11 protein-coding genes are annotated in these 20,259 nt (G+C 60.8%); 6 read left to right on the top strand and 5 right to left on the bottom strand.

Features of this window, described 5'->3' with window-relative positions; genetic code table 11:
• Positions 1–93 precede the first annotated feature (93 nt).
• On the top strand, positions 94–5,382 hold the full coding sequence (locus F4V43_RS07150; RefSeq protein WP_150457546.1) for an S-layer homology domain-containing protein: 5,289 nt from the start codon (positions 94–96) through the stop codon (positions 5,380–5,382).
• Positions 5,383–5,583: 201 nt separating this feature from the next.
• Here F4V43_RS07150 and infC read toward each other — a convergent pair whose 3' ends face one another.
• Both infC and F4V43_RS07140 read right to left on the bottom strand, forming a co-directional pair.
• Positions 5,584–6,069, bottom strand: coding sequence for a translation initiation factor IF-3 (gene infC / locus F4V43_RS07145; protein ID WP_150457545.1), 486 nt, complete (start codon positions 6,067–6,069; stop codon positions 5,584–5,586).
• A 63-nt stretch (positions 6,070–6,132) separates the two neighbouring features.
• Positions 6,133–7,023 (bottom strand): diacylglycerol/lipid kinase family protein, encoded by an 891-nt coding sequence (locus F4V43_RS07140; RefSeq protein ID WP_150457544.1) that lies wholly within the window; start codon positions 7,021–7,023, stop codon positions 6,133–6,135.
• Between the two features lie 147 nt (positions 7,024–7,170).
• Between F4V43_RS07140 and F4V43_RS07135 the strand changes: the two genes are divergently transcribed.
• Positions 7,171–7,797 (top strand): hypothetical protein, encoded by a 627-nt coding sequence (locus tag F4V43_RS07135; RefSeq protein ID WP_317983772.1) that lies wholly within the window; start codon positions 7,171–7,173, stop codon positions 7,795–7,797.
• Positions 7,798–7,981: 184 nt separating this feature from the next.
• Here F4V43_RS07135 and F4V43_RS07130 read toward each other — a convergent pair whose 3' ends face one another.
• Together F4V43_RS07130 and F4V43_RS07125 are read right to left on the bottom strand one after the other, a co-directional pair.
• Entirely contained in the window at positions 7,982–8,899 is a 918-nt protein-coding gene (locus F4V43_RS07130) for an aldo/keto reductase family oxidoreductase (RefSeq protein ID WP_150457543.1), read from the bottom strand.
• A 131-nt stretch (positions 8,900–9,030) separates the two neighbouring features.
• Positions 9,031–10,287 (bottom strand): GGDEF domain-containing protein, encoded by a 1,257-nt coding sequence (locus F4V43_RS07125; RefSeq protein WP_223879809.1) that lies wholly within the window; start codon positions 10,285–10,287, stop codon positions 9,031–9,033.
• Between the two features lie 125 nt (positions 10,288–10,412).
• Here F4V43_RS07125 and F4V43_RS07120 point away from each other — a divergent pair, with 125 nt between their 5' ends.
• The 4 genes from F4V43_RS07120 (at position 10,413) to F4V43_RS07105 (ending at position 14,905) form a co-directional block, all read left to right on the top strand.
• Positions 10,413–11,474, top strand: a complete 1,062-nt coding sequence (locus F4V43_RS07120; RefSeq protein ID WP_150457542.1) for an LLM class flavin-dependent oxidoreductase — start codon at positions 10,413–10,415, stop codon at positions 11,472–11,474.
• Between the two features lie 131 nt (positions 11,475–11,605).
• A complete protein-coding gene (locus tag F4V43_RS07115) occupies positions 11,606–12,985 on the top strand; it encodes a copper amine oxidase N-terminal domain-containing protein (protein ID WP_150457541.1) in 1,380 nt (459 codons plus the stop codon).
• A 114-nt stretch (positions 12,986–13,099) separates the two neighbouring features.
• Complete coding sequence (locus F4V43_RS07110) at positions 13,100–14,128, top strand: SDR family oxidoreductase (protein ID WP_150457540.1); 1,029 nt, start codon at positions 13,100–13,102, stop codon at positions 14,126–14,128.
• Positions 14,129–14,143: 15 nt separating this feature from the next.
• Entirely contained in the window at positions 14,144–14,905 is a 762-nt protein-coding gene (locus F4V43_RS07105; RefSeq protein WP_150457539.1) for a phosphotransferase family protein, read from the top strand.
• A 108-nt stretch (positions 14,906–15,013) separates the two neighbouring features.
• On the opposite strand, the gene F4V43_RS07100 is transcribed toward F4V43_RS07105, so the two are convergent.
• Entirely contained in the window at positions 15,014–20,131 is a 5,118-nt protein-coding gene (locus F4V43_RS07100; protein WP_191089511.1) for an alpha-amylase family glycosyl hydrolase, read from the bottom strand.
• Positions 20,132–20,259 lie beyond the last annotated feature (128 nt).

Below are 20,259 nucleotides of genomic sequence, written 5' to 3'. Positions count from 1 at the left end.
ATAAATTAATTTGGCGACAAGGCGGGAAAGGGCCTTCCTGTCCCGTAACTTTCAGCCGAAATCTATTACTCAACAAGGGAGAGGATAAGTCGAATGACCAGAACTTCAGGCTGGCTTGCCAAAAGTCAACACGCGGCGCTCTGCGTGCTGCTGCTTATATCCATCTGGGCGGGAGTCATTCCTGCGGAAAGGGCCAGCGCCGCTCCGGCGACGCTCGTGAATGTCGAATACAACCAGATGAATTTCGGCGTACCGACTTTGGTAAGCGGAACGGCCAATCAACAGAACGCCGTCTACCGGTACAGCAATGTGCTGACCAAAGACGGAGTGACCGTAGACGCGCTGCTCACCCTTACGGGCGTGACCAATACGATGACGGTCGGGGATGTCGATCAGACCGACGGCAACGCCAGCATCAACAAGCGTCTGAACCCGATGCTTACAACGACGGGCAGTACGGGATCGGTCGATTACAAAATCGACTTTGTGCTCGGCGGATCGTCGAATCCGGTATTCTTGTATAATTTCTATACAACGGTTATTGATATCGACGGAAGCAGCAGCACACGCAAGGAATTTGTTGAACTGGCCGGGTTCACCAAGTATACAAAAGACCGGTCCTGCGGACTGACCATCAGTACGGTAGGCAATAAAACCCGGTTCTTGGGGATCTCCTCCGGTCTGCCAGACCGGAGCTTTGATAACTCCGCATCAGCCATTGCGTCGTACACGGCGCCGGTCAGCACGGTATACGTGACGATGGGGAATGAAGGGGCGCTTAGCGACCGTTTGTTCTCGGTCAACTTTGGCGCTGCTGGCGGGGTGTTCAGCAACCCGCAGGAATACAACAACGCTTCTTCGCCTACCATTACCGCTTCAATCAGCGACGGCGCAGACGGCAAGCTGACCGCAGGCGACGAAGACTTGACCCAAGTCCGGGTCAGCGGCACTACAAGTGCGGAAGCGGGACAGACCGTCAATATTGTGGTGACGGACAGCGCGGGAACGACCCATGCCTACACCGCAACCGTTCAGTCCGGCGGCTATGCCGTGGATATGGATGTGTCCGCCTGGCCGGCAGGGAACATCAGCCTTTCGGCAAGTGTAGTGAACCAGGCGGGCAATCCATCGGTGCCTGCCACCGATTCGTCCGTTATCACGGCGAAGCTGCCTGCGCCGGTCCCGTCGGTCAGCGGCACGGTCGTAAGCTGGGCGGCTGTACCAAATGCGGTGAAGTATAAGGTGCAGATTTTTGATTCGAACAACCTTCAGATCGGCGGCGACATCGACAACGGCAGCTCCCTGTCAATTGAACTGGCCGACCGGGAATTGGCTACCGGCAACTACACGGTGAAGGTGCAGGCGGTCGGCAACGGAACCGGCTATCAGTCTTCGGACTGGTCCCAGGCTTCCCAAACGGTCACCTACACGTCTCTGAATGATCCGGCGACCGGACCGGTGAACAAGGCAGCCTTCCAGTATGAGCCGTTGGGCTTCTCGTCTGCCGATTTCAAAGCCGTCTTCACCAAATTGAGCGGCGCCTCCAACGGCCCTGCCCTGACCGGGATCCGGTTCGAGTCGCTGCCGGCGGTTTCGGCCGGCAAGCTGGTGCTGAACGGAACGGACGTTGCCGTCAACCAGGAAATTCCGGTTGCCGATATCGGCAATCTGCGCTTCGTTCCGACCGCCGCTGCCGGCGGATTCATGGGAACGGTCAGCTTCCAGTGGAACGGCAAGGACGCTTCACAGTATGCTGCGGCCGCCGCAGCGGTGACGCTGACGGCGAACACGGCTCCGGTGATCGGGCCGGTTACCAAAGATGGCGTCAAAGGCTCCAATTTGAGCTTTGCCTTGACGGATTTTACAACCGCCTCCTATTCGGATTCCAACAGCGAGCCGCTGTCGGCCATCAAGGCGGTAACGCTGCCGGACGCCGCCTTCGGAGCGCTTAAGCTGAACGGAACGCCGGTTACGGCCGGACAGATCATTCCCGCAGCGCAGGTGGGACAGCTTGTCTTTGTGCCGGCCCCGGATTTCACCGGAACAGCCGTCTGGCAATGGACTGCCTCGGACGGCAAGGAATACGCCGCTGCGCCGCAAAACGTGACGCTCTTCCTGAATTCGCCCCCGGTATCGGGAACAATTCAGAAGACGGGCCTCAGCGGGGACAGCGTCGCTTTCACCGCTGCTGATTTCACCATCGCCCCCGCCTACAGCGATGTCGAGGGCGATGCGCTGGATCATGTAACGATTGAGCTGCCTGCGGACTTTGCCGGCAGCGGCAAGCTGTGGTACACCAGTGTGTCGTCGGCTGTGTATTTGGCGCCGGGCGCCAATACGGTAGCGCTCTTCGATCTTGGCAGTCTGACGTTCACGCCGGATGCCGAGCTCCCAGCCGGTTCCGTTGTGACCTTCCCCTGGAAGGCACATGACGGCAGACAGGATGCTGCGGAAGCAGGTCAAGTCACGATCGCCTATAACGGCGTCCCGGTCGCTTCGCCGCAGCAGGTCGACCTCAACGAAGGTGCCGGCACAGCGGTGATTGAGCTTCAGGGCAGCGACCGCGAGACGGTCACCGGTCTGGTCTACCAGATTACGAGCCCGCCGACCCGTGGGGTGCTGACGCTCCAGAGCGGCAGCTCCTACCTGTATGCGCCGGACCCGGCATTCACCTCAGGCACCGACAGCTTCAGCTTCACGGTGACCGATGCGGACGGGCAGACCAGCGCGCCGATGCAGGTGACGATTCAGATGAATAAAGCCCTGAACGGGTGGACCGGCAACAAGCCGGAAGGCGACAGCACGCTTGCAGCAGCCGTTCCCGGCTATGGCCTGAAGCTCTCGGCCGTCAGTTCGCTGCAGGCCCAGACGGTGAAGGCACAGATTGAAGGCGGCACGGTCACTCTTGTGCTGGGCAATCCGTCCACTTATCTGCAAGACGGCTACAAGCAGTGGGAGAACACCAGCTATCTGCTGACAGCGCCGCTGGCGGCAGGCACCTATACGGCAACCTTCCAAGCCTACAAAGCGGACGGTACCCTGCTTCCGGCCGAGACAAATCTGGCCGACAACGGCTTCCGGGTATTGGCGTATTCACTCTCGCTCCAGGCGGCGCCGGACCGCATCGTCGGCGACGGGCGCTCGACGACCGAGCTGAGCGCTGTGCTGACCGACAGCAGCGGCATGCCGCTGCCGGACACGGAAGTGGTCTTCTCCGTGCCTTCGGGCCTCGGCACCTTTGTCGGCTCCGACCGTGTGCGGACCGACGCGCTGGGACGGGCGGCGACGACCTACCGGTCGGCGGACCTCTCTTCCAATCAGGAACAAAAGGTGCAGGTGGAAGCCGAAGCGCTCGATCTGACGAAGGGCCTCCATGCGAAGGACGAGATTCTGGTTACCTTCCAGCCGGCTGTCGTCAGCGGCTTCATTACCCGCGGCAACGCCAATGAGAAGGTCGCCGGCGCGACCGTCCGTGTGACGCTGGATCTGAACGGCGACAATGTCATTACGCCGGGCGTTGATTTTGACGAGACGGCGGTAACGGGCGCGGACGGTTCCTACTCGGTTGCGGTGCCCAAAGGCAGCGCGGTCTATACCGTGGAAGTAACCCAGAACGTTATGGTCGGCGGCGTTCCGACGCCGGTCACATACAAGCAGACAGCCGAAGTCGGCTCGGTGAGCGGCACCGGTCAGGAGAATTACGATTCCGCCAAGACCGCAACCGGCATCATTCTGATGAAAGAACCGGAAGGCGGAACACGCGCCGTATCCGAAGAATTGATCCGCAAAACGAAGGTTTATCTCAAGGATGCGGCAACCGGACAATATATCCTGGAGAACGGTTCCCCCAAAGCCTTCTCGACCGAGACAAGCGGCGTATTCAGCGCCGACGGTCTGGCTCTGGGAACCTATGTAATGGAGATTCGGTATGAAGTGGGGCCGGGTCAGGAAATTACGATTCAGAAGAGCGAAGTCAAGGTAACGGCGGACGGGGAAATGAACATTTCGGAAGAACTGGTTGACCCGTACGGCGCCATTACAGACCGCGTAACCGGCAAGCCGGTGGAAGGCGCAACCGTAACGCTCTATTATGCGCAGACGGCGCGCAACGGCAGCAAGGCCGGCTCGCCCGTAACGCTCCCGGCGATTCCGGGCTTTGCCCCGAATGACAATGCGAGCCCGGAACAGACCAGCAACGCGCAGGGGCTGTACGCCTATATGGTCTATCCGCATACCGACTACTATCTGGTCGTCAGCAAGCCGGGCTATGAGACGTATACCAGCCAGACCATTCCCGTGGAGACCGAACTGGTGCGCCACGACATTTCCCTGGCTCCGGTAACCGAACGGACGGCTCTCCCGGCTTCGGAGCCGGATGGCCCGATCCTGGCCCCGTCCGTGTCGGTCAGCCTTGACCGCAATCTGGTGGAAGAGGGCGGGACCTCCACCGTATCCGTCGATTACGCTCAGAACGGTATCGGTACGCTGGTCGGCGGAACGCTTGAAGTCTCGCTGCCGGAAGGCGTCGTCGTTGTCCGTGCGGACGGCGGCATTGTGGCCGGCAGCACGGTAACCTGGCCGGTGGACCGGCTGGCGCCGGGACAAACCGGCCACCGTGAACTGACTGTACAATGGCCGCAGCTCGGCGGGGCCGAGCAGGCTTACGAAGTCAAGGCGTCCCTGACGGGCGGCAGCCAGGCGCAGCCGGCAAAGGCGGCATCTTCGGCGAAGCTGAAGGTGTACTCCAACCGCTACGGCGAACTGAAGCACCAGCGCTACATTCTGGGCTACCCGGACGGACAGTTCAAGACGGCGAAGAGCCTGACGCGCGCGGAGCTCGCGGCAATTGTCGCCCGTCTGACCGAGAACGCGCAGCCGAGCGCAGCGCCGGTCTTCAAGGATGTGCCAAGCGGCCACTGGGCGGCGAACTACATCCGCATCGCGGCCGGGAACGCTTATTTCAGCGGCTATGCGGACGGAACCTTCCGGCCGGAGGAGCCGGTGACGCGCGGTGAAATCGCGGCGGTCATGGCGAAGTTCCTGAAGCTTGACGTGAAGCCTGCCGTCACGCCGCATTTTGCCGATCTAAGCGGCCATTGGGCGGCGAATGCAATCGAGAGTCTGTACGGCGGCAAGTTCGTGTCGGGCTATCCCGATGCCACATTCAAGCCGAATCTGAAGATCACGCGCGCTGAAGCCGTGACGATGATTAACCGGATGCTGTACCGCGGACCGCTGGCCGGTCTTGCCCCGCAGTTCCCGGATGTACCGGCGTCCTACTGGGCGTTCGGCGACATTCAGGAAGCGACGCAATCACATGAAGCCGACCGCAAGAGCGGCGGAGAGACTTGGGTCCGGACGCTGAAGGATGAGATGAAGTAAAAAAAGGACATCCCCGTTCCATCGTGGAACGGGGATGTTGTGCTATAGGCCAAGCGGCGGATCAGACCCGCCGCAGGGCGCCGCAGGGCGGAGAGCATCCCGCAGGCGGTAGAGCAGGGGCGCTCCCGGAGTTCCGAGCCGCGCTCCCCGCGTCCCGAGTCCGGCGTCCGGACCCGAACGCAGCGCCTGGCGGGCGTCCCGCTAACGCGGGTTCACCTTCACCTGAGCGCCTTTGCCGCTGGTCTGAATGCCGCTCTCGCGGACGCCGGCCTCCTTGAGGTCGGCCAGCAGCCGCTCCAGCACCGCCTTGGCCGCGGCGGCCTCCTTGGCGCCGGCAGCCCGGACGACGAGCTGCAATGGCGTTCCGCCGCGCAGCAGCTTGTCCGCCTGGCGGAGCTTCGTCCTGTAGTCATGCTCCTCGATGCCGGGCGTAAGGCGAAGCTCCTTCGCCTTGGCTGCCGCCGCGCCCGGCGCCGTAGGCTTGGGCGTCCGGGCTTTGCCGGTGCCCTTGGCGGCAAGACGGCAGGGCGGAGGACTGCTCAGGAGCGAGGTGCAGACGAGGTCGGCCTTGGCGGCTCTGGCGAGGGCCAGCGCTTCTTCCCGGGACACGACGCCGAGCGCCTCTCCGTCCAGGCCGGTGAGATCCACCTCGGCGGCCCGGATCTGTTCATTGATGAGTACAGCCACGTTCTGTAAGCCTCCCTGTATCCAGATGGATACCTCCATCATATACGAGGAACGGAGCGGTCTTCAATCGGAGGCCGGAACGACCACAGAGATCCGCCGCGGCAGAAGGCTGAGCGAGATCGGCAGCGGCGGGCCGTCCTCGCCGTCCACATTCGTCCGGACGGGGGCGGAGGAAGTGACCGAGACTTCCTTGGCGGTAAAATAGGTCACATCCGGGTGGTTCTTCAGGTTGCCGAACAGAAGCGACAGGCCTGCCGTCAGGGTGCGCAGCAGCGACAGGTCGCGCACCAGGAAGCAGTGCAGCAGACCGTCGTCGACTTCGGCATCGGGAGCCAGACGTTCAAAGCCTCCGACCGAATTGGTCAGGGCCGCAAGGAAGAGCGGCGAATCCGCCGTCCACTCCCTGCCTCCGGTCCGGATGATCAGCGGATGGCTGGTCGGGGAAGCCAGTTCCTTCACGCCTTCCTTGACATAGGCAAAAGCGCCCATCCGGGACTTGTCGCCGGGCGTAACGGCCGACAGCGATTCCGCGAGCGTGCCCGCCGCGACCACGTTGATGAAGAGCTGGCCGTTCATTACCCCGACATCCACCGGCCGGGTGTGCGGCGAGGCCAGCGTGCGGATCGCCTCGGACGGATCGAGCGGAAGATGAAGCGCCCGGGCAAAATCATTGACCGTTCCCAGCGGAACGATTCCCAGCCGGGGCAGCCGGCTCTGGCCCCGCAGGCCGTTGATCGTCTCATGCAGGGTCCCGTCGCCGCCGATCGACACGACGAGGTCGGCTCCGGCTTCACAGGCGGACAGGCAGAACCGGGTGGCATCGCCCACCCCGCCGGTCTGCTTGATTTCCGCCTCGTATCCGGCGTCCCGCAGCACCCGTTCCGCCTGATGCACATAGCCGAGCGCTTCTTCGCGCCCGGACGAAGGATTGATGATGAGTAGGGCTGATTTCATAAGGTATGGCCTCCTGACATGATGGGGTAGCCGTAATGCCGCATTGCTGCTATCTCCCATTACCCTCTAACGGAATCCTTTATGAGGAGTTCATAAAATTTTAATAGAGCCGTGTTAAGCTGAGACCAATCTTGGGAGACGGGGTGGATGGAAATGAGTTCAAGCCGAAGAATATGGATACCGGGGATGATCGCCGGATTGATTGCTGCCGTCCTGCTGATCGCCGGGGTTCTTCACCCAGGCGCCGGACCGGCCGGCGGCGTACGCTTGCCTCATCCGCATGGGGGAGAAGGAAGCGAAGAGTGGTTTAAAAGAATGGGAACGGCGGTCCCGTTCCTCGGCGCGGCCTCGTTCTCCTGGTTCTGGGTCAGACGCAAGCGGAAATCGCCTTCGGCTCCGGTGCGCCAAGGGGCCAGGCTTCTAAGCAAGCTCCATCCCTTCCTGGGCTGGGCCGCGCTGGCGCTGATTGCCGTTCACGGGACCTACTTTCTGCTGAATAAGCCGGGAGACAGCCACATCTATTCCGGTCTGGCCGCCTTGGTGCTGCTCGCGGCTCTGGCTGCCTACGGAGTGATAATCCGTAAGGTGCGCAATAAATGGACGCGCAGCGTGCACCGCTCGCTTGCGCTCCTCTGGGTTCCGGCGCTCCTGCTGCATGCCGGCGGATCGGCCGTGCTCGCGGTTGCCGTTACCCTTGCCGCGGGCGGTCTGGTCTGGCTGCTGGAGCGCGCTGCTGGGCCTGACGGCCGGACGTCCGGCCCGAAGAGCCGGTAAGATCCCGCAAGACCGGGTCAGCACGACGGGTCAGGCCCTCTTCCGCTGTTCGCCAAGCGGGGGATGCGGACAAAAAAAGAAAAGACACGAAGGAGCTATCCTTCGTGTCTTCGTCTTCTCCCGGCATGAAGAGGGCCGACGCTCTTGCTTGCGGCAGTGCGTTTGTTTACGGCAGCACGTTTGCTTACGGCAGCACATTGCCCGCGGCGCGGTAAATTTCGTACCATTCTTCGCGGGTGAGCATAATGTCCCCGGCGCGGCAGCAGTCGATCAGACGCTCCAGGTTCATCGTGCCGATGACCGGCTGCATCTTGGCCGGATGGCGCAGCAGCCAGGCGATGGCGATGGTCGTCGCGCTGACGTTATAACGGGCGGCAATCCGGTCGATGGCCGCGTTCAGTTCCGGGAACTTGTCGCTGCCGAGAAACACGCCCTCGAAGAAGCCGTACTGGAACGGCGACCACGGCTGGATGGTGATGTCGTGCAGACGGCAGTAGTCGAGAATGCTTCCGTCCCGGTCGACGGCGGCGTCATTCTCCATGTTGACGTTGATGCCGTTCGAGATCATGGTGGCGTTGGTGATGCTGAGCTGAAGCTGGTTGGCAACCAGCGGCTGCTTGACATGTTTCTTCAGCAGCTCGATCTGCATCGGCTTCTGGTTCGACACCCCGAAATGGCGCACTTTGCCGGACGACTCCAGCCGGTCGAACGCTTCGGCCACTTCCTCGGGCTCGACCAGCGCATCCGGCCGGTGCAGCAGCAGAATGTCCAGATAATCGGTGTGCAGACGCTGGAGAATGCCGTCCACCGAATTCAGAATATGCTCTTTGGAGAAATCGAACTGGCCTTGGCGAATGCCGCACTTGGATTGAAGAATCAGCTTCTCGCGGACCGCGTCCGTCATATGTACCGCTTCGGCGAAGATCGTCTCGCATTCACCGGCTCCGTAAATATCGGCATGGTCAAAAAAGTTCGCGCCCTCGTCGAGCGCGGTCTGTACGAACCGCTCGGCCTGCGTCTTGTCCAGCGAATGGATCCGCATGCAGCCGACCGCCACTACCGGCACCTCCAGGGTGCTTGTTCCCAGTTGAATCGTTCTCAAGAGATAATGCCTCCTCGCGCAAGGATAGCCGCCTGTAAGCGGCGTCATCTTCATTATGTCATATTCCCGGCTCAAATGAAAATGCTTGCAAAAAGCCCGGACGGCGGTCCAGCCGCTGTTCCCGGGCAGAGTCATGCCGGAGGCGAAGACTCCGGCCCTGAAGTGTCGGAGGCCGCAGACAGCCGGTTGCGGCCTTGTCTTTTGGACTCCAGCAGGAGCTGGTCGGCATAGACATACCCTCTCTCCATCATAACGCTGCGTCCCACCGTGAAGTAATACAGGCCGAAGGAGACCGTATAGTGGATTGTCGTGGTCTGGTCGCCGTACTCCGCTTCCACGGAGCTGCTGCCGATCTCCTCCAGCCGCCGCCGGGTCCATTCCCGGCATTCGTCGTAGCTGCGGCCGCGCAGAAAGATGGTGAATTCCTCCCCGCCGCTGCGGAACAGGTAATCGCCGGTGCGCAGGCGGGTCTGGAGCGATTCGGCTAGATGCCGGATCACCCGGTCGCCGACGGCGTGATTGTAGGTATCGTTGATCTTCTTGAATTTGTCGATATCGGTGACCAGAATGCCGATGCTCTCGCCGGAACGGTCGAGCTCCTTCATTCGCTGATCCATATAGGCTCGGTTGTGCACGCCGGTGAGAAAATCGCGGTACGCCATCTGCTCGAATTTGTCGCGCTCGAACTTGTTCTGGATGTTCTGCGACTTGGAATAGAACGACAGGCTGACAATATAGTTCAGGAGGAACAGGAGAATCATCATGTCCCAACGCTCCTCCCGCAGCAGAACGGCCAGCATCGCATTGGTGATGGAGACCTTGGCGAGATCGGCCCAGTTGGGACTCCGGATCAGATTGGCGGCCTTGTCCCGCAGATCCAGATCGCGGGACAGCGTGAACGTAATGAACAGGTTCACATGGGTGAACAAGGTGGACAGGGCGACGAGCAGAACCAGCAGGACCCAATCGCCGTAAGGCGCGTAATCGAACAGCGAATACAGGCCTGTGTACAGGTAGTAGCACAGCGAACCGATCACCGTGTAGGAGCCGATGTTGTAGAACATATCCAGGCCTTCATCGGGGTCGGCTTTGCCCCGAAGCTTCTTGTAGGCGTAGATGGAGAAGGCGTATAGAAATTCAAAAGCGAATGCTCCAACCGGTCCGGTATAGATGGCAAACGCCCAGGTATAGTTGATGCCGTAGTCGATGGCCGTCGTCCCGCTGGCCGTTGTGATCCGGAACCGGTAGTATATAATGGAGAACAACCAGAAGACCACAAGCGCCCGAAGCGAGACATCCACCGGCGCGACGAGCCGCCCGGGAACCAGCGCCAGAAGCAGGCCGGCGGCAAAAAGGGAAAAGTCAAACGTTCTAGCTTTCCATTTCACAGCTTTAGGTTCCTTTCGGGTGATATATCGCATCGTACTCCATCGGGTGCCGGTTCGCAACTATATTATAGCGGTATAAGGTTAAAGCGTTAGCGCAGAGGAAGAACAGCGAAGGAGGAGCATTTATGGAGATTGGCATCAGCACTTTTGTAGAGACAACGCCCGATCCGGCGACCGGCCGGACGATCAGCCACGCCGAGCGGCTGCGGGAGATTGTAGAGGAGATTGTCCGGGCCGACGAAGTCGGTCTGGACGTATACGGTGTCGGCGAGCATCACCGGGAGGACTATGCGGCGTCCTCGCCGGCCGTGGTGCTGGCGGCGGCCGCGGCCCAGACGAAGCGCATTCGCCTGACGAGCGCCGTGACGGTGCTCTCGTCGGACGACCCGGTGCGCGTGTTCCAGGATTTCGCGACGCTGGACGGGCTCTCCGGCGGCCGGGCGGAGATTATGGCCGGACGCGGCTCGTTCATTGAATCGTTCCCGCTGTTCGGCTACGACCTGGACGACTACGAAGAACTGTTCGAGGAGAAGCTGGAGCTGCTCTTGAAGCTGCGGGATTCGGAGCGGGTGAGCTGGGAGGGCAAGCATCGCCCCGCCATTCGCGATCTGGGCGTCTACCCGCGTCCTGTGCAGCAGCCGCTTCCCGTATGGATCGGCAGCGGCGGGAACCGCGAGTCGGTCATCCGTGCGGGTCTGCTCGGGCTTCCGCTCGTGCTGGCGATCATCGGCGGGCGGCCGCTGCAGTTCGCCCCGCTGGTGAAGCTGTACAAGCGGGCCGCCGCCCAGGCCGGGCACGACGTCTCGAAGCTGCCGGTTGCCTCGCATTCGCACGGGTTTGTCGGCGAATCGGCCGAGGCGGCGGCGGAACGCTTCTTCCCGTCCACGCAGGCCAGCATGAACGTCATCGGCCGGGAGCGCGGCTGGCCGCCGTACACCCGGGCCAGCTACGACGCCGCCCGCAGCCCCGAGGGCGCGCTCTATGTCGGCGACCCGAAGACGGTCGCCGACAAGATCATTCATCTGCGCAAGCAGGTCGGCATCACGCGCTTCTTCCTGCACATGCCGCTTGGCACCATGCCGCACGCGGACGTTATGCGGGGCATTGAGCTGCTCGGCACCGAAGTGGCGCCGCGCGTGCGGGAAGAGATCGCGCGCTGGGAAGCGGCCGGCGAGCCGGAGGAATAACCTCCGCTTCCCTCCTGCGGAAGGCGGCTGTGCATTTTCCCCTTGTCCCTGCCAGGCCATTAATGGTACTCTCTCAGGCGTAGTGCGTCTGTGCAAGACGTGAAGAAGTCAACCGTTCTGGGGGGAAGGGAATGAAACACGGCAAGCGTTGGGGAGTGGCCGTATGGGTATTGATCGCGGTGATTTGGGGAGGAATGGCGGCAGGGAGACCGGCTGAAGCCGCCGCAGGGCAGCAAGTAACGGTGCTGGTCAATGAACATCCGGTATCGCTGCCGGGCGACCCTATGGTGGTGAAGGGCGTTACGCTCGTGCCGTTCCGGGCCTTGTTCGAGGCGCTGGGCTTTAAGGTGGAGTACCGGCAGGAGGACTCTGCCATTCTGGGTTCTCGCGGCGATCTGAACTTGACGCTCCAGATCGGCAGCGGCACCGCGCTGATCAACGGCGAACAGAAGCCGCTGCTCGCGGCGCCGATTCTCAAGGACGGCAGTGCCTGGATTCCGCTTCGCTTCGTAGCGGAAGCAACCGGCAAGAGCGTGATGCGCGTGGGGAATGTGATCTATATCCGCAACCTCAGCTATATCCGCCCTTACTGGAACGAGGAGGGCAGTTCCTCTCCAAAAGCCTATACCGACGGAACCCATATTGCCGATTATATCGGGGAGGACGCCGCCGGCAATTTGTATGTGTACTACAAAGAGCGCAGCGGGCAAAAGGACCAGCTCTATGTGTCGGTTGCGCAAGGGAAGAACTGGACGGTCCGGGACCGGAAGGTGGCGCTCCTTCCTAAGGCAGAGGAGCTCAGCGTCCGGACGGAGTGGGTACAGGGCAACCGCTACCTGGTCCGGGATGCTGCCGGCCTGCGCTGCCTGGAGCTGCTGCCCGACGGCTCGGTCGGCCGCGACTACTATCTGGACAAGACGCCCGCAGGCAAGACGTCCGGCTCCGCGGAATCGGTGAGACCGCTGTACTGGGCGGACGGCGGCCGGGGCGTTATCTATCAGCAGGAGGCGCGGACGCTGCTGTACCGGTTCGACGATCCCGCGAAGCCGGTTGCGATCAACCGCCCGCTGACCGGCGGGGAATTATGGAGCTTCGATCCAGCAAGCGGATTCCTCCTTAAGGCGGCCCAGGACCGGATCGACGTCTATGACAGCGAGGGACGCCCTACCTACGGCCAGGACGGGAAGCCCAATACGCTGCGGATTCAGGTCGCCGAGAACGGGACTATCAAGCATATCCTGTATGACAACGGCACGCTCTATTACGCCGTTCAGGTCCGCACCTCGGCCAGCGACTATATCCGGATTGAGGCGGTCCGGTTGAAGCTGCAGAAGCAGACCACGTATGTTCAGGCCGAGATGAGCCAGGACTACAAGTACCGGATGTCATTCACCATCGCCAACAACTGGTCTTCCTTGGCGGACGTCATTGGCAAGCAGATTCATATTTACTGCAACACACTTTATGATGCCGAGAGCTTCCTGGAGATCGGGGTTATGGAGATGGACTAGCTTGTTTCGCGCCTGGGGCGCCGCAAGGAGAGGTGGGACCCGGAGGCTTTTGCTTTTCGGGTCTGTTCTTCGTTATGATGAAGATATTCCAATCTCAGCAGGGAGGCGTTACATATGAAAGCGCTTTTTATTGGAGGAACAGGCATTATCAGTACAGCGATTACGCGGCTGCTGGCCGGCAGCGAAGACTGGGAGCTGTATCTGCTCAACCGGGGTTCGCGGAACGAAGAACTGCCGGAGCGGGTGCAGACGATTCAGGCCGATATCAACGACGAAGAGACGGTCGCCCGGCTGCTTGCCGTGCACAGCTTCGATGTCGTAGCCGACTTTATCGCTTTCGAACCGGCGCAGCTGGAACGCGATTACCGGCTATTTAAAGGAAAGACGCGGCAGTTCATCTTCATCAGCTCGGCCTCGGCGTATCAGACGCCGCTGTCCGATTACCGGGTGAACGAGGGAACGCCGCTCAGCAATCCCTACTGGGAATACTCCCGCAACAAAATCGCCTGCGAAGACTACCTCATGCGTCTCTACCGCGAAGAAGGCTTCCCGGTTACCATTGTCCGGCCGAGCCACACCTACGATGAACGCTTCATTCCGATGGGCGTGCACGGCAACCGGGGGAGCTGGCAGGTCGCCAAGCGGATGCTGGAGCACAAGCCGGTGCTGATTCACGGCGACGGAACCTCGCTGTGGACGATGACGCACAGCCGCGATTTTGCCCAAGGCTTTGTCGGTCTGATGGGCAACCTGCACGCCATCGGGGAAGCGGTAGGCATTACCTCGGACGAGACGGTGACCTGGAATCAGATCTACGGCATCCTCGCCGATAGTCTGAATGTTCCGCTGAAGGCCGTGCATGTGTCCTCCGAATTTCTGGCGGACTGCTGGGACGGAGATCTGCGGGGCGGGCTGCTCGGCGACAAGGCGAATTCCGTCGTCTTCGACAACAGCAAGCTGAAGCGCCTCGTTCCGGGCTTCACGGCCGGCATTCGGCTCGATCAGGGAATGCGGGAGACGGTGAAGCATATTCTGGCGCATCCGGAGCTTCAGGAAGAAGACCCGGAATTCGACGCCTGGTGCGACCGGGTCATTGCCGCTCTCGGGAAGGCCAAGAAGGAGATTCTGGAGAACCGTGGATAAGCGATTGCAGCGGAAATGGAGGAGCGGATCGGAGTCATCCGGTCGGCTGACCGGCTGGAGGAACAAGGCGGCACCTCGGAGGTCACCCGCCTCGTAACCGGCCAGGGCGTCTACCTGCTCAAAAGCGTAACCGATCACCGCTACCGGGAGTGGCTGGCGGAAGAAGCGAAGGTGCTGAAGGCTTACGGCGGCCGCCCGGGAGTCCCGCTTCCCCGGTATGCCGGTTACTTCGAGAGCGCAGACGGGAGCCATCTGCTGATGACCTTCGAGCCGGGCATCACGGTCACCGCAGCGCTTCGGAACGCGGGAACGCCGGAGGAGAAGGAAGGGCTGATCCGCAGCTTCGGTCGGCTGCTTCAGAAGCTGCACGAACTGCCGTGGGAGGCTGTAGGACCGGACCATTCCGGACCGGAAGCCGATTCCGGAGACTGGCTGTCCGGCCGGCTGGAACGGGCGGGGGACTATGTCGGACAGGGCGTGACCGAGGGAAGCCCTGATCTGCTGGTCCGGCTGGAGAGGAACCGGCCCGTTTCCGTCCGTTCTGCGCTTATCCATGGCGATTGCACGACGGACAATGTGCTGGTCTCCGGCGGCGAAGCCTGCCTGTGGATCGACGCGGCCGGAATGGCAATCGGCGATCCCCGCTACGATGAGACACTCGCCATTCGCACATTCCGGGACCCGGCGTATTTGTCGGCCTTCTACGAGGGCTATACCCGTTACCGGGTGAGCGGGACGGAACGGGAGTATTTTGAGAACCTGTACGAATTCTTCTAGAACGCGGCAAAAAAACAACGGCTGAACGCTTCCGTCTTACGGAAGGTTCAGCCGTTGTCTGTATCCGGGTCTTACGTCCGGCTGCCGGGCATGGCCCGGCGGACGGAATTACTTCGCGAGCAGGCGGGCCAGAACGGCGGCCGCTTCGGCGCGGGTGGACTGCGCCTGCGGGTCAAGCCGCAGGGCGCTCTTGCCGCTCATCAGGCCGGAGGCGACCGCGGTGTTCATCGCATCAAGTGCCCAGCCGCTGATCGAGGCGGCATCGCTGTAGGCCGAGGCGGCACTGCCGCCGGCCGGAACGGAGATGCCCTTCAGCGCCAGCGCGCGGACGAGCATCGACGCCATTTCCTGGCGGGAGATGGCCTTGGACGGGCTGAAGTGCGCCGCATCCGTGCCTTGAATCAGCTTGGCGTCATAAGCGGCCAGCACGCTGGAGAGATACCAGCTGCCTGCCGGCACATCCCGGAACGGACTTGCGGTTCCGGTCTTGCCCTCAAGGCCGAGGCCGCGGACGAGCATGGCCGCGAATTCGGCGCGCGTCACCTGACCGGATGGGTCGAACTGTGCCGCGTTCTTGCCCTGCACGATGTGCTTGGCCGCCATCGTGCGGATGTTGCCGTATGCCCAGTGGGTCGGCTTGACGTCGGTGAACGTCTTGTCGTATTCCAGAGCGGCATAGGTGCTGAAGTGGTAGACATTGGCCGTTACCGTCGCAGCGGACGTCTGGCCGCCGGCATACTCGGGCTGTCCGCTGGCCGGAATGTAGTACACGCCTACGAGATCGGCGTTGGCACCGGCATTGACCGGCAGCGTCAGGGTAACCGGACGCGCGAAGCGCTCCAGCTTCTTGGCGGTTCCATCGGCCAGAACGGCTGCCAGCTCGAAGCTGTATATGCCGCCTGCCGCTCTCAGCGAAGCGCCTTCCGCTGCCGAAGCCTTCGCCAGCGCTCCATCCAGACTGCCGGCGGCCTGCTTGGTGACCGTCAGCGAGATCTGGGCGCCTGCAAGGCCGGACGCCGGAACGAGCGCCTGAAGGTCGCTCAGCACCTGGCCGGGAAGCGTCAGGGCCAGTTCAGCCGTCTTGAGCTCAACCGGTCTGCCGCCGGTCAGCGTGCCGGCATTCGCCGGAAGCGTAATCTGCTTCTTGACGCCGGCGGTCATGGCGCCGAGGTCCAGGCTTACTTTGTCGCCAGCCGCTTGCAGCTGAGCGGCGCTTACGGCTACCGCTGCGGCAGAGGCCGACGGGGCCGGAGTGGCCGCAGGAGCCGGGGTTGCCGAAGAATCGGCAGCTTCCTTGGTCAAGGCGATGACTGCGGTGCCGCCTTGTGTTCTGGCCGGCAGCTTGACGCTGATCTTGCGGTCCGGGCCAACGGTGTAATCGACGCCGTTATACTTGTCGGTCAGCACCGATCCCGCCGTATACGGAACAGCGAACGTTGCCGTTGCTTCCTTGTTGGTCGGATTGAGTCCGACATAGAGATTCGTCGTCGTGCCGCCCGAAGTATAGGCGCGGTTGTAGACGAGATAGCCGTCAGCGCTGCCGCCGGCTACCTTGGTGTGCGTCCCCTTCGCAAATACCTTCGAGTATTCGGCGCGCAGGTTCAGCAGCTTCTTGTAATGGTTCAGCAGATCCTTCTCGGTATCCACGCGGCTCCAGTCCATGTCATACCGGTTGAGGTTGTCTTTGGCTACGCCGGAGAGCCCCAGCTCTTCGCCGTAGTACACCACCGGCTGGCCTTTGACCGTCATCTGCATAGCCGCCGCCACTTTCAGCAGATCCTTGTCGCCGCCTGCACTGGTAGCGAGGAAGCCGTCTTCGTCGTGGCTGCTCAGGAAGTTGCCCATCGTAGCCGTGTTGTTCAGCAGCTCGTTGCGCTGCTCGAGATACGTTTCGGCCTGGTCAATCTTGCCTTTGATCAGGTTGTCGGCGTTGGCATTGAATTCAAAATCAAGCAGGGCGTCCATTTCGCCCGTCTTCAGCTTGCCCCCGTCGGCGTTGATGCTGGCGCCGAATTGTTCGCCAATCATTTTGAAATCCGGATCAATCGCGGTCAAGGCATTCTTGAAGGCCTTCCAGGTTGTATCGTCTACATGCTTCACAGTATCTACACGGAAGTAATCAATCGTGTCGCCCCGTTCCGTCTTGGCCCGCTGGAGCCACCCGGCCTGCCAGTCAATGAGCTTGGCGCGCACAGCGGGATCTTCCGTCTTGAAGTCCGGGAGACCGGACAGTTCGCCCTTGACCACATCCTGGTCGGAGCTGACTCCGTCCGTGCGCAGCATGCCCTTGAAGCGGTCCTTGTCTTCCTGGGTAACGTTCGGGTTGGTGCTGGTTTCCTTCAGATCATAGCCGGCATGGTTCAGGACAACGTCCACCATGATCTTGATGCCCTTGTCATGGGCGCTGTTAATCAGCGTCTTGAAATCGTCCATGTTGCCGAGATGCTCTTCAAGCGCTTCGAAATTCTTGGTCCAGTAGCCGTGATAGCCATAGGAAGTACCGCCGTCTCCGCTCACATTGAAATCAATGTTGTCGACAATCGGCGTAATCCAGATCGTGTTGATACCGAGGTCCTTGATGTAATCCAGCTTCCCGGTCAGACCTTTGAAATCCCCGCCGTGGTAGGCGTTGATCTTGGTCTTGTCCACATTGGCGTTGTTGCCCGCGTCGCCGTCCTGGAAGCGGTCGGTCAGCAGGAAGTAGATCCGGGCCTCGTCCCAGTCAAAATCCAGGCTGCCCGCATTCACCCGCGGCTTCACCGTCAGGCTCGCCTGCGTGGTGTGCTTGTTGCCGTATACGTCCACCGCTGTAACCAGCAGCGTTTTGTCTCCGGCGCCCGTGCTGTCCGTTACGGCGATTGTGCCTTGCAGCAGCTCGGGATCAATGGCGAACTTGGCAGGACCGCCGACCGGCGTCAGATCGACCGACAGGCTGCGGACAGCCGTGTTGTTCTCCAACTGGTAAGTCACCGTCAGCACCGTATTCTCGTTCGGGCTAATGGCGGCCGGGGCCAGCGAGGCGTTCACGGTACCCGAAGGCTTCCGGTAAGCAAAAGCGGATACTCCGCCAGCATTGTTCTTGGGATCGACAATCTCAGAGGTTCCTTTGTCCTTCTGGGTAACCAGGAAGGAATAGGTGTAATCCCCTTCTTGAAGATTCGGCAGGGTATAGGTGAAGTACTCGTTGGCGCTGTCATAGACCATCGGGTACTCTGCCGTCTGCCCGTTCAGCTTCACTCTTACCGAAGCGGCGGTCAGTTCATTCATCCGGCCCTGGTTATAGAGCTCGTTGTTCCGGTAATAGAACGTAATACCGCCGTCTTCCAGCACAGGACCGTTCACACTCGGAATTGTCCGAATGGCCCCGACGCCCTGCGTAATTTCCACTTTTGTAACCGTCAGGTCCAGCGGGGTGCTGATCTCGCGGTCATAGTCGATATCAATCTGTTCCCACTCTTTGCCGTGGTGGATCTTGAATCCGAACTTGTCTGTCCGGCTGCCTATTTCGACACGGGCTACAGCGTAGTCGCTGCCGGGAGTATATTCGAACGGAATATCGCCTCCGGCGGCTCCAGTACTCCACACATGCAGATTCCAGCCCTCATAATCTTTGGCAGGGCGTTTGTAGTGCACTTCGGCGTAGCGCGGCGCCGGGATGGCATCCTTGGCGGCCAGAGCAGCTTCGCGGTTAAAGTAGGCCTTGTTGTCGTTCTGGACCAGCCATACGTCCGCCGCGGTGGCTCCCGCCGGTATTTGGACATTGCCATGTTCGGCGTCCTTCTGGGTCCAGGCATCTCCGCCCAGACGCGGAAGGATACTGATTGTGTCAATCGGCAGGGTTACCGATACGGTAGCAAAACCGTCAGTATCCGTTCCGGTGAAGGCGTAAGCCTTTCCGTCAACGCCGGGTCCCCAGATCCAGTTATCCCAGCCGGAGTAATTTTGTTTATCCCGGTAATAATGCAGATTGAAGGTATACATTTTATCCAGAACCGTGATTGTCTGGCTGGCGGTATAGTCTCCGCTTGTGGCGGTAACCGTTACCTTATTGCCGCCGCTATAGTTGGCCGCCACGCTCAGGGTGCTGCCGCTCAGCGTCACGCCCTCCTTCGGCTCGGCCAGTTCCCATGTCGGCGTCAGGGCCGACGAACTGCCATCCGTGCCGCTGACAAGCAGCGCAGTCAGGTCAAGCGATTTGCCCTTCACGATGTTGGCATCGGAGGTAATCTTGATTCCCGGCACATAGACGACCGAGTTCCCGTTGGAAGACTTGCTGTTCAGCGGATCGGTGAACCAGTCCTGGGTCTTGTCCGCTTTTACCGTAACAAATTTGTACTCGTAAGTACCGGCGCTTAACGGAAGCGTGACCGTGTATACACCGTTCTTTTTAGTCATTTTGGCAGCGCTGCTGCTCCAGCCGTTCATCTGTCCGGCGAGGTAAACTTCGGGTCCGGGGCTGGAGATGTTGTTGAACGTTACGGTTCCGTCTTCCTTGTTAATGACGGGACTCTTCACCTCTCCGCTAAGTACGGTCAGGTTCTTGGTCAGCGTCAATCCCTCATAGGCAGCGCTGATCTTGACGACTGTCCCGGAAGCGGTTCCGGCCGGAATCGTGACGCGTCCCTTATCGACGGTTACGCTGCTTGTGTCGCTCGACCATACCGCGAGGTCCGTCAGATCCTTGGAGGTCCCGTCGGCCAGCTTGCGGGCCGCACTGATCTGAACCGTAGAGCCCGGTGCTGCGGTATCGGACGCGGCGCTCAGAGCCATAGCCGAAACGAGCGAGTTCCCGCCTGAAGTCTTGCTCGGGTTGAGCGGGTCCACCAGAGAGACGTCCCAGGATTGCTCGGGCATAAACTTATATTCCACACTGCAACCCTGTGCCTGTAACTGTGCAGTGGTAAATGTGTAGTAGAAGGTATTCTTGGATACGCCCTGATCGGAGACCTGATCCCCTTGCGTCATGGCAGTAAAACTCCATCCGCTAAAATTCCCGTTAATATACTGCTTCGTAACGTTGCTGTCCGTTACGCGGTACACGGTAGCGGTTACCGTTCCGGCTTCGTCCAGTCCGAAGACTGGGCTGGTTAAGGTTGCCGCGTCCGGGTGTGCAGAGTCGGCATGAACTGCCGGAGCTGCGGGGAAGAGGCCGAGGATCAGAGACAGAATCAGCGCACAGGACCAGAACCGGAGACCTCGGCGCTTATAGGCTTGCTTGACGTGCATGGATGACATAACCCCTCTCGAATGAATAATTAAGTAAGCGTTAACATAGGAGCGTTGCATCAGGTAAGGAATAGACGGGCAGTGCCAAACAACACCTCCATTTAGAAGTAGGGCGAACGTTTGCACAC

It is taken from the genome of Paenibacillus spiritus, from assembly GCF_008710135.1.
GTDB classification, from domain to species: domain Bacteria; phylum Bacillota; class Bacilli; order Paenibacillales; family Paenibacillaceae; genus Paenibacillus_AQ; species Paenibacillus_AQ glufosinatiresistens.
The sequence above is the reverse complement of the archived record's forward strand: the minus strand, read 5'-3'. Positions and strand labels throughout refer to the sequence as shown.

What these genes read in the sequence shown, in the direction of transcription:
- F4V43_RS07150 (WP_150457546.1), top strand. Translation starts at nt 94, where the DNA reads ATGACCAGAACTTCAGGCTGGCTTGCCAAAAGTCAACACGCGGCGCTC.
- F4V43_RS07140 (WP_150457544.1), bottom strand. Translation starts at nt 7,023, where the DNA reads ATGAAATCAGCCCTACTCATCATCAATCCTTCGTCCGGGCGCGAAGAA.
- F4V43_RS07135 (WP_317983772.1), top strand. Translation starts at nt 7,171, where the DNA reads ATGGAAATGAGTTCAAGCCGAAGAATATGGATACCGGGGATGATCGCC.
- F4V43_RS07120 (WP_150457542.1), top strand. Translation starts at nt 10,413, where the DNA reads ATGGAGATTGGCATCAGCACTTTTGTAGAGACAACGCCCGATCCGGCG.
- F4V43_RS07115 (WP_150457541.1), top strand. Translation starts at nt 11,606, where the DNA reads ATGAAACACGGCAAGCGTTGGGGAGTGGCCGTATGGGTATTGATCGCG.
- F4V43_RS07110 (WP_150457540.1), top strand. Translation starts at nt 13,100, where the DNA reads ATGAAAGCGCTTTTTATTGGAGGAACAGGCATTATCAGTACAGCGATT.
- F4V43_RS07105 (WP_150457539.1), top strand. Translation starts at nt 14,144, where the DNA reads ATGGAGGAGCGGATCGGAGTCATCCGGTCGGCTGACCGGCTGGAGGAA.
- F4V43_RS07100 (WP_191089511.1), bottom strand. Translation starts at nt 20,131, where the DNA reads ATGCACGTCAAGCAAGCCTATAAGCGCCGAGGTCTCCGGTTCTGGTCC.